Here is a 13,544-nt window from a genome sequence, read left to right as displayed (position 1 = left end):
GACCGTGACAGACCATATCCTCGTCGAGCGCCAGGGCGCCATCCAGATCATCCGCATGAACCGCCCGGACAAGAAGAACGCGCTGACGCGCGCCATGTACGCGAAAATGTCCCAAACCCTGGCCGAAGGCGACGCCGATCCGGCAATCCGCGTCCACGTCTTCCTCGGCGTGCCCGGCGCCTTCTCCTCCGGCAACGACCTTGCCGATTTCATGGTTGTCGCCACCGGCGGCGATGGCGGCACGGAAGTCTGGGATTTCTTGATGGCGCTGGCGAGGGTCGAAAAACCCATCGTGTCCGGCGTCGACGGCATCGCGGTCGGCATCGGCACGACGATCAACCTGCATTGCGACCTGACCTTCGCCACGCCGCGCACCGTCTTCAGGACGCCTTTCGTTGACCTCGGCCTGGTGCCCGAAGCGGGATCGAGCCTGCTGGCGCCGCGCATCCTGGGCCAGCAAGGTGCTTTCGCCTTGCTTGGTCTTGGCGAGGGCTTTTCCGCCGAACGCGCCAAGGCCGCTGGGCTGATCTACGAAGTGGTCGAGGAGGGCGCGCTGGAAGCCTCGGTGCTGGCGGCCGCTGGCCAGATTGCCACCAAGCCGCCGCAGGCGCTGAAGATCGCGCGCGACCTCATGCGTGGCTCGCGCGACCACCTCCTCGCCCGCATTGGCGAGGAAAGCGCGCATTTCCGCGAGCGGCTGAAATCGGACGAGGCGCGCGCGGCGCTCACCGCGTTCATGACCAGGAAGAAGTAGCTTGGCCCCCCACCTCCCCTCGATGGGGAGGTCGGCCCGCAGGGCCGGGTGGGGTGAAGCGCCGACTTGTCAGGGATAAAGCCGTGTCTTGTCCCAGCCGCCTTTGACGTTGCGGGAAAAGACCACCCGGTCATGCAGCCGGAACGGCCTGTCGTGCCAGAACTCGATCGTCTTCGGCACGATGCGGAAACCCGACCAGTGTTTGGGCCGCGGGATCTCGCCGATGGCGTAACGCGCTGTGTATTCGGCGACCGCCTTTTCCAGCGCGAAGCGGCTTTCCAGCGGCCGGGATTGTTTCGACGCCCAGGCGCCAATGCGGCTGCCGCGCGGCCGTGTCGCATAATAGGCGTCGGCTTCGGCGTCGCTGACGATCTCCACCGGACCGCGGATGCGCACCTGGCGGCGCAGCGATTTCCAGTGGAAACACATCGCCGCCTTCATGCTGCCAAGAATCTCCTGGCCCTTCGCGCTTTCGAAATTCGTGTAGAAAACAAAGCCGCCTTCATCGAACCCCTTCAGCAGCACCATCCGCACATCCGGCATGCCTTCGGCATCGACGGTCGCCAGTGCCACGCCATTGGCGTCGTTGATTTCGCTCTTGGTGGCGTCGTCAAGCCATGCGGCAAAGAGGCGAAACGGCTCGGCCGCTTCGGTAAAGTCACTGGTTGTTAACTCTGTGTCACTCATAGTTTTTCTCAAATTGTCACGAGATCAGGGAGGTTGCCGATTGTCGCGTATCGCGCAAGCTTTTGACAGCAGGCAATGGGGCGTTATCGCTTCGGCCAGCGCGAAAGCGGCGATCGTGGCGGCCGCCTTGCCACTTGCCGCCTGCGGCGCGGGTGGCTTCAGCCTGGAAAAGGCCGAAGTCGATCGCTCGATCCTGACCAGCAGCACGCAGACCCCATCGGCACCTACCGATTCGGATCGCGACTCCGACCAGACGACGATCGGCAATGCGGTGTCCTCCGCCGACATCGAGCAACTCGGCGGCCAGGCGGTGCCTTGGGCCAATGCCGGCACCGGCTCACGCGGCTCCATCACCGAACTGGCGGAATTGAAGGACAGGGGCCAGACATGCCGCCGCTTCAAGGCTTCACGCGAAAGCTTTGACGGCGTCGCCATGTTCGAGGGTGAACTCTGCCTGGCCAGCGCCGGCGGCTGGCGCATGCAGGGCTTCAAGGCGCTCTGAGCCTGATCTGATTTTCCGCCTTTGATATGACGCTCCGCTACTGGAATTTCTTCCTATGCGAGCGCATATAGGAGGCAAGTATGGACTCAACTCATTTCCAGGGCAGGAAGCATGCGCGACCCGTATGAGGTCCTGGGCGTTGCAAAGAACGCATCGGCCAAGGACATAAAATCGGCATACCGGAAACTCGCCAAGAAACATCATCCGGACCAGAATCCGAATGATCCCAAGGCGAAGGACCGTTTTGCCGCGGCCAACCAGGCCTATGAGATCGTCGGCGACGAGAAGAACCGTGCCGCTTTCGATCGCGGCGAGATCGACGCCGACGGCAAGCCGCGCTTCCAGGGTTTTGAAGGCGCTGCCGGTGGCGACCCCTTCGGCGGGTTTCGCCGCCAGCAAGGCGCCGGCGGTTCGCGATTCGAATTCCGTTCGGGGCGCCCGGGCGGTGATCCGTTCGACGGCAACAGCGATATTTTCAGTCAGATTTTCGGCGACGCCTTTTCGGGCGCGCGCGGTGCCGGTGCGGGCGACCGCCGCCAGCCGGCGACCGCAGCCGATCTGAATGTCACGCTCGACGTCACCATCGAGGAAGCGGCGACCGCCGAAAAGGTGACGGCGATGTTTCCCGATGGCCGCAAGGTGGCGGTCAAACTGCCGGCCTTTGTCGAGGATGGCCAGACCATCCGGTTGAAGGGGCAGGGCGAGCAGGGGCCGGGCCAGCCTGGTGACGCGCTGGTCAAGATCCATATACGCCGGCACCCGCGCTACCGCATCGAGGGCCGCGACCTGCATGCCGATCTGCCGGTGTCGCTGGCGGATGCGGTGCTCGGCGCCAAGGTGCCGGTCGAGACACCGACCGGCAGGCTCGCGGTCAATGTTCCCGCCTGGTCGAGTTCGGACAAGGTGCTGCGGCTCAAGGGCAGGGGCTTGCCGGAAAAGGCCGGCGGCCATGGCGACCTCTATGCCCATGTCCGCATCATGCTGCCGGAAGGCGGCGACAGCGCGCTCGAAGCGTTGCTGCGTGGCCAAAAAGGCTGATCCAGCGCTTTTGTCCCCCGAACTGTCCGGTTTGAGCGCTTGAAGGGGCTCTGTGCCTGTGCGATAGGCACTCCACAAAGCAGAAACCTTGCGGAGAGCGCTCACATGGCGGGTGGACAGGGCCTGATGGCCGGCAAGCGCGGCCTGATTCTTGGCGTCGCGAACAACAGATCGATTGCCTACGGCATCGCCAAGGCATGCGTCGATCATGGCGCCGAGATTGCGCTGACCTACCAGGGCGAGGCGTTCAAGAAGCGTGTCGAGCCGCTGGCGGCGGAACTGGGCGCTTATGTCGCCGGCCATTGCGATGTCACAGACCCGGCGAGCCTCGACGAGGTTTTCGCCAATGTCGCCAAGCATTGGGGCGGCAAGCTCGACTTCCTCGTCCATGCCATCGCCTTCTCCGACAAGGACGAGCTGACCGGCCGCTATGTCGAGACGACGCGCGACAATTTCCTGCGCACCATGGACATTTCGGTCTATTCCTTCACCACCATTGCCAAGCGCGCCGAGGCGCTGATGACCGATGGCGGTTCGCTGCTGACGCTGACCTACTACGGCGCCGAGAAGGTGATGCCGCACTACAACGTCATGGGCGTCGCCAAGGCCGCGCTCGAGGCCAGCGTGCGTTACCTCGCTGTCGATCTCGGCGCCAAGAAGATCCGCGTCAACGCGATCTCCGCCGGCCCGATCAAGACGCTGGCCGCCTCCGGCATCGGCGATTTCCGCTACATCCTGAAGTGGAACGAATACAATTCGCCGCTGAAACAGACGGTCACGCAGGAAGAGGTCGGCGATTCCGGCGTCTATTTCCTGTCCGACCTGTCGCGTGGCGTCACCGGCGAAGTGCATCATGTCGATTCCGGCTATCACGTGGTCGGCATGAAGGCGGTCGACGCGCCCGACATTTCGACGGTCAAGGATTAATTCCCTCCGCCTATCCTCCGTCCAGGCCCAGGCCCGACCTCCGGAAGACCTGATGTACCCGCTGGTTTATATCGTGCGCCACGGCCAGACCGCGTGGAACGCCGAGGCCCGGCTTCAGGGTCAGGCCGATACCGACCTCAATGGTCTTGGCCGCGAGCAGGCGACCGGAAACGGGCTTCGGCTGGCCGAGCTTGTCGGTGATGTCAGGGATTTCGATTTCGTCGCCAGCCCGATGCGGCGCACGCGCGAAACGATGGAACGCATCCGTGCCGCGATGAAGCTCGATCCGCTCGCCTATCGAACCGATCCCAGACTGATTGAAGTCAATTTCGGTGACTGGCAGAGCTTTACCTTTGCCGAGTTGGAGACGCAGTCTCCTGGAGCAAAGCGGTCACGCGCGCAAGACAAATGGAACTTCCAGCCGCCCGGCGACGGTGCGGAGAGCTACCAGATGCTGCTCGAACGGGTGAAACCCTATTTCGACGGGATCGACCGCAGGACGGTCTGTGTGACACATGGCGGCGTCATGCGCACCCTGTTTCGCTTCGTGCTTGATATGGCCGAGGACGAGGCCGCGAACCTGGAGATACCGCAGGATCGCGTGCTCAAACTTGAAGGCAAGAGCCTGGAGTGGCTTTAGGCCGCCTGCAATGGCCCGGGAAATGTCACGGCAGTTTGCGGCCGCAATTGCATAACAGACGGCTGGGCCGGCTCGGCGGAATGTCGAACCGACGGCACGTATCCAATTTGGGTCGGAAGCTTTAGAGCGGTTCGCATTTAGGTTGACTTATAGCCCGCGCTTTCGATGTAGTTGTTGCATTCATTTGAGGTGACGATGTCGAGGGTGCGGGCGATAGCGTTGTGTACGGCCTGGATGCTTCGTTTGGCGGCACGTCGCATGCAGTGCTTGAGCTTAGCGAAGAGCTTCTCGATTGGATTGAGATCTGGACTGTAGGGCGGCAGGAAGAAGAGCCGCGCTCCGGCGGCCCTGACGATGTCGCGGACGGCTTGGCCCTTGTGAGACCCGAGATTGTCGAGAATGACAATGTCGCCCGGCTTCAGTGTCTTAATGAGTTCGGTTTCGACATAGACACGGAAGGTCTGCGCATTGATGGGTCCGTCAATGACCCAAGGCGCCTCTACCCGATCATGCCGCAGCGCGGCGATGAAGGTCATCGTCTTCCAATGACCATATGGCGCGTGAGCCATCAGCCGCTTGCCGCGCACACCCCAGCCGCGCAACGGCGCCATGTTGGTCTTGACCCACGTTTCATCCAGGAAGACCAGGCGCGTTGGGTCAATGCGGGTCTGATAGCGCATCCATTGCGCCCGCCGACGCATCAGCTTCGGCTTGAGCTGCTCAGCCGGCAGAACGGTTTTTTTTGAAGCTCTTGCCCTCGCGATGCAGGAAGCGGCCGACGCTGGCAGGGTGGATGATGAGACCCCGTTCAGACAGTGCGGCCGTCAATTCATGAAGCGTTATGTTGGCATCCCGCTCGACCTCGCTCAGGACGAAAGCACGATGCTCCCCGTCAATCAGATAGGGTCGGTGACCGCCCATCTTGCCGGGTGCCGCACTGCCCAACCGACGCTTGCGCGCCGCCCACTTGATCACGCTCGACACTGCCACCTTCAGCGCCGCAGCCACCTCTCGGCTCGTCTCGCCTTCTTCAAGGCGAGCCAGTGCCCTTTCTCGCAAATCCATCGAATAAGGCTTGGCCATCTGTCCCGACCTCCAACGGTCAGAACATCGAATCTGATTTGCTCAATCTTGGGAATCCCGATTCAGACAAACGCGAACCGCTCTAGTTCGTGTCGCCGTCCGGCAACTGCATGTCAGTGATTACGTTCTCGCCATTGGTCACATCAAAGGCGATAACGATGTCCATGCCTGGCTTGAGCGCGTCGAGATCGGTTTCGGCGTTCAGCTTGTAGGATTTGCCGTCGTCCAGCGTCAGGGTCAGCGCGTCCTTGTCGATCTTCTTGATCAGGCCCTCGGTCTGGCCGGCGAAAGCAGCGGTGGAAAAGAGCAGCGTGGCGGCAACAGCGCCAATCAGGGTACGCATAATCGTCCTCTTTGGTCATTGCGCCGGCACTGTGGCGGCGGATCCTCAACGGCGGATGGAAGAAAGCAGAAACCAGCCGAATGTGTCAAAACTTAAACGGCGGGGATGACAGTTTGACCACCGCAAAAAACGCCAATAGAAGGCAGGCTTCAACCGGCTCCGCTGCCGGGCAGGGCAATTTTCCATGTCTCACAACACGTTCGGCCACCTTTTCCGCGTCACCACCTGGGGTGAAAGCCATGGCGTAGCGCTAGGCTGCGTCGTCGACGGTTGCCCGCCCGGCATCCGCTTCACGCGCGACGAAATCCAGGCCGAACTCGACAAGCGCCGGCCGGGCCAGTCGCGTTTCGTAACCCAGCGCCGCGAGCCGGACGAAGTGAAGGTGCTGTCGGGCTTCGTGCTTGACGAGGACGGTGAGACGATGATCACCACCGGCACGCCGGTCTCGATGCTGATCGAGAATGTCGACCAGCGTTCGAAGGACTATGGCGAGATCGCCCGCCAGTACCGGCCGGGCCATGCCGACTACACCTATGACGTCAAATACGGCATACGCGACCATCGTGGCGGCGGCCGCTCCTCGGCCCGCGAGACCGCGGCCAGGGTCGCCGCGGGCGCGCTTGCCCGCAAGGTGGTGCCGGGCATGGTGGTGCGCGGCGCGCTGGTGTCGATGGGCGAAAAGTCGATCAACCGCGCCAACTGGAACTGGAATTTCATAGGCGACGCGGAAAACCCGTTCTTCACCCCCGATCCAGCTTCGGTTCCGGTCTTCACGCAGTATCTCGACGGCATCCGCAAGGCCGGTTCCTCGGTCGGCGCGGTGATCGAGATCGTCGCCGACGGCGTTCCGCCGGGGCTCGGCGCGCCGATCTACGCCAAGCTCGACCAGGACATCGCGTCGGGCCTGATGTCGATCAACGCCGTCAAGGGCGTCGAGATCGGCAACGGTTTCGAGGCCGCGCGCATCACCGGTGAACAGAATGCCGACGAGATGCGCATCGGCAATGACGGCAAACCGGTGTTCCTGTCCAACAATGCCGGTGGTATCCTCGGCGGCATCTCGACCGGCCAGGCGATCATTGCGCGCTTCGCCGTCAAGCCGACCTCGTCGATCCTGACGCCGCGAAAGTCGATCGACAAGGACGGCCACGATGTCGAGGTGATGACCAAGGGCCGGCACGACCCGTGCGTCGGCATCCGCGCCGTGCCGATCGGCGAGGCGATGGTTGCCTGCGCGATCGCGGATCACTATCTGCGGCATAGGGGACAGACGGGGAAGGGAATAGGCAGTAGGGAATAGGCAGTAGGCCGGCCCGATACAGCCTTTCTCCTTTACCTACTGCCTTACTGCCTACTCCCTATTCCCCGCGAGCAAAGCGAGCCGCCCATGCCTTACGACCAGAAGAAGATTGTCGAAGCCATCCGTGCTTTCGAACGTGGCGAGATCGTTGTCGTCATGGATGATGACGGGCGCGAGAACGAGGGTGACCTGATCGTCGCCGCTGTTCATTGCACACCGGAGAAGATGGCCTTCATCGTGCGAAACACCTCGGGCATCGTCTGCACGCCGATGCCGCGCGAGGAAGCCAAGCGGCTCAACCTGCAGCCAATGGTCGCCGACAATGATTCCGCCCACACCACCGCTTTCACCGTCAGCGTCGATTTCAAGCACGGCACGACGACAGGCATTTCGGCCGACGACCGCACGCTGACCGTGCGCAACCTCGCCAACGGCAATGTCGGCGCCTCCGATTTCGTCCGCCCCGGCCATATCTTCCCGCTGATCGCGCGCGAAGGCGGCGTGCTGATGCGTTCGGGCCATACGGAAGCGGCGGTCGACCTTTGCAAGCTCGCCGGCCTGCCGCCGATCGGCGTCATTTCCGAGCTGGTCAATGATGACGGCACCGTCAAGCGAGGCCCGCAAGTGCAGGCTTTCGCCGAGGAGCATGGTCTCAAGCAGGTTTCGGTCGCCGACCTCATCGCCTACCGTCAGCGCAAGGAAACGCTGGTCGAACGCGTCGCCTGCTCCGATATCGACACGCTTGGCGGCAAGGCGCAGGTCTTCACCTACACGCTGCCCTGGGACACGATGCATCACGTCGCCGTCGTCTTCGGCGATATCCGCGACGGCGAGGACGTGCCGGTGCGGCTGCATTCCGAGGATGTGGTGACCGACGTCTTCGGCACCAGCCATCGTCTGGACGGCATCATGAAGGCGATGGGCGAGCGCAAGCGCGGCGTCATCGTCTATCTCAGAGAAGGTTCGGTGGGTGTCGCGCATCAGGAGCGCAAGCGGCCGCTGAGCGGTGACCGCGAGGATCACGAAGAGGCCCGCCGTCGCGAGAATGAATGGCGCGAAATCGGCCTCGGCGCGCAGATCCTGAAGGACCTCGGCATTTCTTCGATCAACCTGATCGCCTCCCGCGAGCGCCACTATGTCGGCCTCGAAGGCTTTGGCATCCACATCGCCAAGACCGAGATCCTGTGAAGGGCTAACCGCCCCCTTTGCCGCGAAATGACGATATGAACGCGTCATTGCCTTTGAGCCAGCAAAGGGGACGGCTTTTGCTGCGCCGGCCGGCGCAGGCCGATCTGGATTTCCTGGTCGATCTCTTCTCGCGCCATGAACTTGTCGCTCATCGCCCCGATCCCGTTGCGGACACGCCTCAGCAGAGCGCCGCGCGACTGGCCCGCGACATCGGCCATTGGGACAGATATGGCTTCGGCCGCTGGGCGGTCGAGGCCGATGGAAAGCCGGTCGGCTTCGGCGGCGTCACTGTATCGGCGGATTTCGACGGCCTGAACCTGTCCTACCATCTTCATCCCCAGAGCTGGGGACATGGCTATGCCACGGAACTGGTCACGCAGGCGCTGAGTGCCGCGTTCGGTCCTCTGCAAGCCGACCGGGTCATTGGCCTCGCCCGCGCCGCCAACCCGGCATCGCGGCGCGTGCTGGAAAAATGCGGCTTTGCCTTCGAGCGGGAGGTGATGTTGCACGGCGCCCCAACAATGCTCTTTGCGCTGGCACGGCCGCACTGGGTGCGTATTTCCGATCCTGCCGCGTAGAGCGGAACGCCCGGCCCCTAGCAGGGGCCGAGCGCGCTATTCCGCGGGAACGGCAGCCGCCTCGCACCCATCCAACTCGCATTTATGAGTGGCCAGGATGCGCTGGCCGAGCAGCACGGTGGCGAGCGCGATCGTGCCTGATGCCACCGAGACCCAGAACCCGTTCTGGGCGCCGAATGCATCCACCACCGCGCCGGCAGCGAAGGAGCCCAGCGCCATGCCGATGCCGATCCCGGTGGTCACCCAGGTGATGCCCTCGGTCAGCATCGCTTCCGGCACATGCCGTTCGATCAGCCCGAAGGCCGTGATGAAGGTCGGCGAGATCGCCACGCCGCTGATGAAGACGGTCAGCGCCAGAAGCGATACGCTGTTGGCGGTGAGCGGCATCAGCGTGCCGAGCGCGACCAGGGCGACCGCGATGGCGAGTTGGCGCTGCAGCGGTGCCTTCAGGTTGAGCGCGCCGACAATGATGCCGAGCACGAACGACCCCAGCGCGTAGACGCCGATGACGAGGCTGGCGGCGCCGGGCTGGCCGAGCTCCTTGGTGATCGCGACGGTGCTCACTTCCGTCGTCGCGAAGGTCGCGCCGATGAAGATCAGGGCGAAGGTGATGATCTGCACCGGCCGCAGGCGGATCGCCGAGCCGCTCGCGCCGTGGTCTATCCGCCGCACTTGCGGCTCGGTCGATCGCTGCAGGATGAAGGCCGTCGAGCCCAAGGCAAGGAACAATGTGCTCGCCAGCATGCCCGCTTCCGGGAACAGGGCGGCACTGAGGCCGACCGACAGCGATGCGCCGGCGATATAGACCAGTTCATCCGCCGCAGATTCGAAGGCGAAGGCGGTGTTCATCTCCGGCCGGCCGCGGAAAAGCTCGGTCCAGCGCGCGCGCACCATGGCCGGCATGCTGGGCATGGCCGCCGCCAGCAGCGCCGACACGAACAGCGTCCAGACCGGCCAATCCTGATTGGCGGCCGCAACCAGCGTGATGAATGCGAGCACGGAGACGATTGTCGTGGGCACGACGATCCGCGTCTGGCCCTGGCGGTCGACCAGCCTTGATATTTGCGGTGCCAGGAAGGCGTTGGCCAGCGCGAATGTCGCCGAGACAGCGCCCGCCAGCCAGTATTCGCCGCGCGTCTGCGACAGCATCGCCACGATGCCGATCGGAGCCATGGCGATCGGCAGGCGCGCCATGAAGCCGGCGACTGCAAAGCCCTTGGCTCCAGGGGCGCGGAAGATTTCCGAATAGGGGTTTTGCATGGGGTTCCTCGACAAAGGGCGATTTGACAATTACATACGAAGCGTATGAGAAATAGATAGATCATACGTGGCGTATGTCAATTGGCATACGAGACGTATGTGGATAGGGCCAGACGGAAATGCACAGACCCCGCAAGGAAATGATTGCCGAGACGCGCGCCAAGCTGATCGCCGCGGCCCGCCAGGCTTTCGGCACGACAGGCTATGCGGAAGCCTCGATGGATGATTTCACCGCATCCGCCGGGCTGACGCGCGGCGCGCTCTATCATCACTTCGGCGACAAGAAGGGGCTGCTGCAGGCGGTTATCGCTGAAATCGACGCGGAAATGGCGGCCCGGGTGAATGAGGTTGCGTCGAGAGCGCCGACCCGCTGGCAACACTTCGTCGACGAATGCACGACTTATATCGAAATGGCGCTGGAGCCGGAAATCCAGCGCATCATGTTCCGGGACGGTCCGGCCGTGCTGGGCGATCCGGCGCAATGGCCGAATGCCAGCGCCTGCGTTGGTTCAATGACCGATCATCTGACCGCGCTGCAGGGGGAAGGGGTGGTCGTCCCGGGCGTCGACCCCGAGACCGCCGCGCGGCTGATTAATGGCGCGAGCAGCCAGGCAGCGCAGCGGATCGCCAATTCGAATGACCCCAAAGCGACGTCGAAGATGGTGGTGGCGGCGTTCAAGCAACTGCTCGAGGGCCTGCTTAGAAAACCGGCTCAGCAACCGGTCTGAACCTCACCAGCGTTTAGTGGTAGCAGCTAGATGCGTGGGCCATACAAGAAGCAGCTCGCTTAAACGCTCAAGGATTGGCCGTCGGGAAGTTGGGACAGTTGCGCGATAATTCCGCCCATGCCTTGTCTAGTTCAGATTTTGACTGGGTTGTCTCAATTTTATTCGCTGTCGCGTTGTCGATGAAGTTGCCTTCGGCGCGCATGACCTGGAAAGCTCCCCCTGAAGGTTGCTGATAGAGCACTATGTATCCACAGTGCCGATCGATCTTCTCAAATCTCGTGGCTATATCGACCGCCGCATAAATGCCCGGAAAGGGAGCGTTCGCCGGGTCTTTGAACCAGGTGAATTTGAGTAATCGCCGCTCCAGCAGCGGACCAGCCTGAGCATGGAACCGTTCGTTTTGCTCAGTGAAAGCGGTCAGCGGGATTGACGCCTTGGCGGCATCATTCATCATTTCATAGGCCCGCTTGGGCTCGCCGTGGTCGAGCAAGGAGAAATAGCGATCAATTGCTCGTGTCGCATCCAGAACCAGACTTTGAGACGGCGTCCACTCTTGCGAACGTGTAGATTGGGCTCCGATCAAAGTCGAAACGGCTAATGCAATAAGAGCTATAGCTGTACGCATCACCGGGCCGTCCTCGCAGCCTCTTTTACGGGCAGCAACCCATCAAGGTCGATAGCTCATAATCTAAAACTACCCACCACCGGTCGCCCACGATTGACAATCCTTGGGGTGAGCGCATCCTCCCCAGCCATCTCTGAGGGGAGATTCGGACATGTGGGATTTCGAGATCGGCAGGTCGGTGTCCATCATGATGCGGACCTGGCCCTTCATTGTCTTTCGCATGATCGTCTATTTCGGCATCACGCTGGCCTACATCGTGGCGACCGGCACCGGTGCTTCGGTCGGCTACGGCGTCGGCCATATCTCCACCGATCCCGACGGGCCGATGTCCTTCGCCCTGTGGGGCGGCGTGGTCGGCTTCGGCGTCGTCTCGATCGCCGTCTACTGGATCCGCGAATACATCCTCTATGTCGTCAAGGCCGGCCATATCGCCGTCATGGTCCATCTGATCGATGGCCGGGATGTCCCCGACGGCCAGAACCAGATCGCCTATGCCAGGCAGGTCGTGACGGAGCGTTTCGCCGAGGCCAACATCCTTTTCGTCGTCGATCAACTGGTCAAGGGCGCCATCCGCGCCATCACCGGCCTGCTCGGCGGTATCGCCGCCTTCCTGCCCATTCCGGGCCTGAGCGGCCTTGTTTCCTTCATCAACACGGTGATCCGCCTGTCGCTGACCTATGTCGACGAGATCATCCTCGGCTACAACATCCGCATCAATTCGTCCTCGCCCTTCGAGACGGCGCGCCAAGGCGTCGTGCTCTACGCCCAGAACGGCAAGACCATGGTCAAGAACGCCGTCTGGCTGGCGGTCATCATGTGGGGCGTTTCCTTCGTCATCTTCCTGCTGATGCTGGCCCCGGCCGCCGCCATTTTATTCATGATGCCCGGGCAACTCGCCGGCTGGGCCTTCGTGCTGGCCATCGTCTTCGCCTGGGCCTTCAAGGCGGCCTTCATCGAACCCTTCGCAATCGCTTGCCTGATGCAGGTCTATTTCAAGACCATCGCCGGCCAGGTGCCTGATCCCGCCTGGGATGCCCGGCTGGCCGAGGCGTCGTCGAAGTTCCGGGAATTGAGGGACAAGGCGCTGGCCTCCTTTGGCGGCTCGCGCTGGGGCACGGCCGGCGCAACGCGCTGATCGGCGGGACATGCGGGCGCGACAGCAACGGTGTTGAGGCACGCCACTGCCGATTTAAGCGATGCCTCGCCTTGCCCGCAAAAAATCTCGCTCATGATCAGCTCGGGCAGCGGCAGCCGCCGGCCCCAGCCATGTGTTTCAAGGTCGGGTTTGGGCGCGAACTCGGAAACCCGGCCGACACAGAGATAGGCGATCGGTGTCACGTGGTCGGGAATGGACAGCAGGCTTTTCAGCGCTTGCGGCTCGATGATGCTGACCCAGCCGACGCCGACGCCTTCGGCGCGCGCCGCCAGCCAGAAATTCTGCACCGCGCAGACCGTGCTGTAGAGATCCATTTCCGGATTGTGCCAACGCCCCAGTGGCGAGCCTTGCGAGCGCTGGCGGTCGCAGGTGATGCAGACATTGAGGGCGCTTTCGCAGATGCCTTCGAGTTTGAGCTTGCGGTAGAGCGCCTGTCTTTCTTCTTCGATTTCAGGCAGTTCCTGTTCGCGCGCGGCCAGGAACAGGTCGCGCACCTGCGCCCGTCGGGCGGCATCGCGGATGACGATGAAATTCCACGGCTGCATGAAGCCGACCGACGGCGCGTGATGGGCGGCGAGCAGCAGCCGTGCCAACACCTCGTCGTCGAGTGCGGTGGGCAGGAAATGGCTGCGCACATCGCGCCGCGTGAACATGGCGCGGTAGACCGCGTCACGCGCCATCTGGTCAAATCCGTCGCTCACAGGAGCGGTCATATCTTCCGGCATCGCTTGTCCC

Annotated in this window: 15 protein-coding genes and 1 pseudogene; 10 read left to right on the top strand and 6 right to left on the bottom strand. The window is 62.7% G+C overall.

What is annotated here, in order from left to right; translation table 11 throughout:
* The first annotated feature begins 4 nt into the window (after window positions 1–4).
* Window positions 5–754 (top strand): crotonase/enoyl-CoA hydratase family protein, encoded by a 750-nt coding sequence (locus tag CKW40_RS04365; protein ID WP_095198705.1) that lies wholly within the window; start codon window positions 5–7, stop codon window positions 752–754.
* Between the two features lie 69 nt (window positions 755–823).
* Here CKW40_RS04365 and pdxH read toward each other — a convergent pair whose 3' ends face one another.
* Window positions 824–1,441 carry a pyridoxamine 5'-phosphate oxidase gene (gene pdxH, locus CKW40_RS04360; protein ID WP_095198704.1) on the bottom strand — a complete coding sequence of 206 codons (618 nt, stop codon included), beginning with the start codon at window positions 1,439–1,441 and terminating at the stop codon, window positions 824–826.
* A 40-nt stretch (window positions 1,442–1,481) separates the two neighbouring features.
* On the opposite strand from pdxH, the gene CKW40_RS04355 reads away from it, so the two are divergent.
* From CKW40_RS04355 to CKW40_RS04340, 4 genes are all read left to right on the top strand, one after another.
* On the top strand, window positions 1,482–1,943 hold the full coding sequence (locus CKW40_RS04355) for an RT0821/Lpp0805 family surface protein (RefSeq protein WP_095198703.1): 462 nt from the start codon (window positions 1,482–1,484) through the stop codon (window positions 1,941–1,943).
* Between the two features lie 111 nt (window positions 1,944–2,054).
* Entirely contained in the window at window positions 2,055–2,981 is a 927-nt protein-coding gene (locus CKW40_RS04350; protein WP_095198702.1) for a DnaJ C-terminal domain-containing protein, read from the top strand.
* A gap of 105 nt (window positions 2,982–3,086) precedes the next feature.
* Window positions 3,087–3,908, top strand: a complete 822-nt coding sequence (gene fabI, locus CKW40_RS04345) for an enoyl-ACP reductase FabI (protein ID WP_095198701.1) — start codon at window positions 3,087–3,089, stop codon at window positions 3,906–3,908.
* 52 nt (window positions 3,909–3,960) lie between these two features.
* Window positions 3,961–4,548: a histidine phosphatase family protein gene (locus tag CKW40_RS04340; RefSeq protein ID WP_095198700.1), complete on the top strand. Its 588-nt coding sequence runs from the start codon at window positions 3,961–3,963 to the stop codon at window positions 4,546–4,548.
* A gap of 137 nt (window positions 4,549–4,685) precedes the next feature.
* Here CKW40_RS04340 and CKW40_RS04335 read toward each other — a convergent pair.
* A protein-coding gene (locus CKW40_RS04335; RefSeq protein WP_179297830.1) for an IS630 family transposase occupies window positions 4,686–5,631 on the bottom strand; the annotation gives its coding sequence in 2 pieces (ribosomal slippage) (window positions 4,686–5,291 and window positions 5,293–5,631; 945 coding nt in all).
* A gap of 82 nt (window positions 5,632–5,713) precedes the next feature.
* Window positions 5,714–5,974 (bottom strand): DUF1344 domain-containing protein, encoded by a 261-nt coding sequence (locus CKW40_RS04330; RefSeq protein WP_095198698.1) that lies wholly within the window; start codon window positions 5,972–5,974, stop codon window positions 5,714–5,716.
* A 184-nt stretch (window positions 5,975–6,158) separates the two neighbouring features.
* Here CKW40_RS04330 and aroC point away from each other — a divergent pair, with 184 nt between their 5' ends.
* The 3 genes from aroC to CKW40_RS04315 all read left to right on the top strand — a co-directional run bounded on the left by aroC (window position 6,159) and on the right by CKW40_RS04315 (window position 9,040).
* A complete protein-coding gene (gene aroC, locus CKW40_RS04325) occupies window positions 6,159–7,274 on the top strand; it encodes a chorismate synthase (protein ID WP_095198697.1) in 1,116 nt (371 codons plus the stop codon).
* Between the two features lie 87 nt (window positions 7,275–7,361).
* Window positions 7,362–8,462 carry a 3,4-dihydroxy-2-butanone-4-phosphate synthase gene (gene ribB / locus CKW40_RS04320; protein WP_019856966.1) on the top strand — a complete coding sequence of 367 codons (1,101 nt, stop codon included), beginning with the start codon at window positions 7,362–7,364 and terminating at the stop codon, window positions 8,460–8,462.
* Between the two features lie 35 nt (window positions 8,463–8,497).
* On the top strand, window positions 8,498–9,040 hold the full coding sequence (locus CKW40_RS04315) for a GNAT family N-acetyltransferase (protein WP_095198696.1): 543 nt from the start codon (window positions 8,498–8,500) through the stop codon (window positions 9,038–9,040).
* A 36-nt stretch (window positions 9,041–9,076) separates the two neighbouring features.
* Here the strand turns inward: CKW40_RS04315 and CKW40_RS04310 are convergent, their stop codons facing one another.
* Complete coding sequence (locus tag CKW40_RS04310) at window positions 9,077–10,300, bottom strand: MFS transporter (protein WP_095198695.1); 1,224 nt, start codon at window positions 10,298–10,300, stop codon at window positions 9,077–9,079.
* A 119-nt stretch (window positions 10,301–10,419) separates the two neighbouring features.
* On the opposite strand from CKW40_RS04310, the gene CKW40_RS04305 reads away from it, so the two are divergent.
* Window positions 10,420–11,028: a TetR/AcrR family transcriptional regulator gene (locus CKW40_RS04305; protein ID WP_095198694.1), complete on the top strand. Its 609-nt coding sequence runs from the start codon at window positions 10,420–10,422 to the stop codon at window positions 11,026–11,028.
* 67 nt (window positions 11,029–11,095) lie between these two features.
* On the opposite strand, the gene CKW40_RS04300 is transcribed toward CKW40_RS04305, so the two are convergent.
* On the bottom strand, window positions 11,096–11,653 hold the full coding sequence (locus CKW40_RS04300) for a DUF4019 domain-containing protein (protein ID WP_095198693.1): 558 nt from the start codon (window positions 11,651–11,653) through the stop codon (window positions 11,096–11,098).
* A gap of 151 nt (window positions 11,654–11,804) precedes the next feature.
* Here CKW40_RS04300 and CKW40_RS04295 point away from each other — a divergent pair, with 151 nt between their 5' ends.
* Window positions 11,805–12,788 carry a hypothetical protein gene (locus CKW40_RS04295; RefSeq protein WP_244571083.1) on the top strand — a complete coding sequence of 328 codons (984 nt, stop codon included), beginning with the start codon at window positions 11,805–11,807 and terminating at the stop codon, window positions 12,786–12,788.
* A gap of 164 nt (window positions 12,789–12,952) precedes the next feature.
* Here CKW40_RS04295 and bluB read toward each other — a convergent pair.
* Window positions 12,953–13,462 (bottom strand): annotated as a pseudogene (gene bluB, locus CKW40_RS44550) (5,6-dimethylbenzimidazole synthase); the annotation flags it as partial.
* Between the last annotated feature and the right edge of the window lie 82 nt (window positions 13,463–13,544).

Origin of the sequence: Mesorhizobium carmichaelinearum (assembly GCF_900199455.1) — a bacterium.
Lineage (GTDB): Bacteria > Pseudomonadota > Alphaproteobacteria > Rhizobiales > Rhizobiaceae > Mesorhizobium > Mesorhizobium carmichaelinearum.
This window is presented reverse-complemented; position numbering and strand designations above follow the sequence as displayed.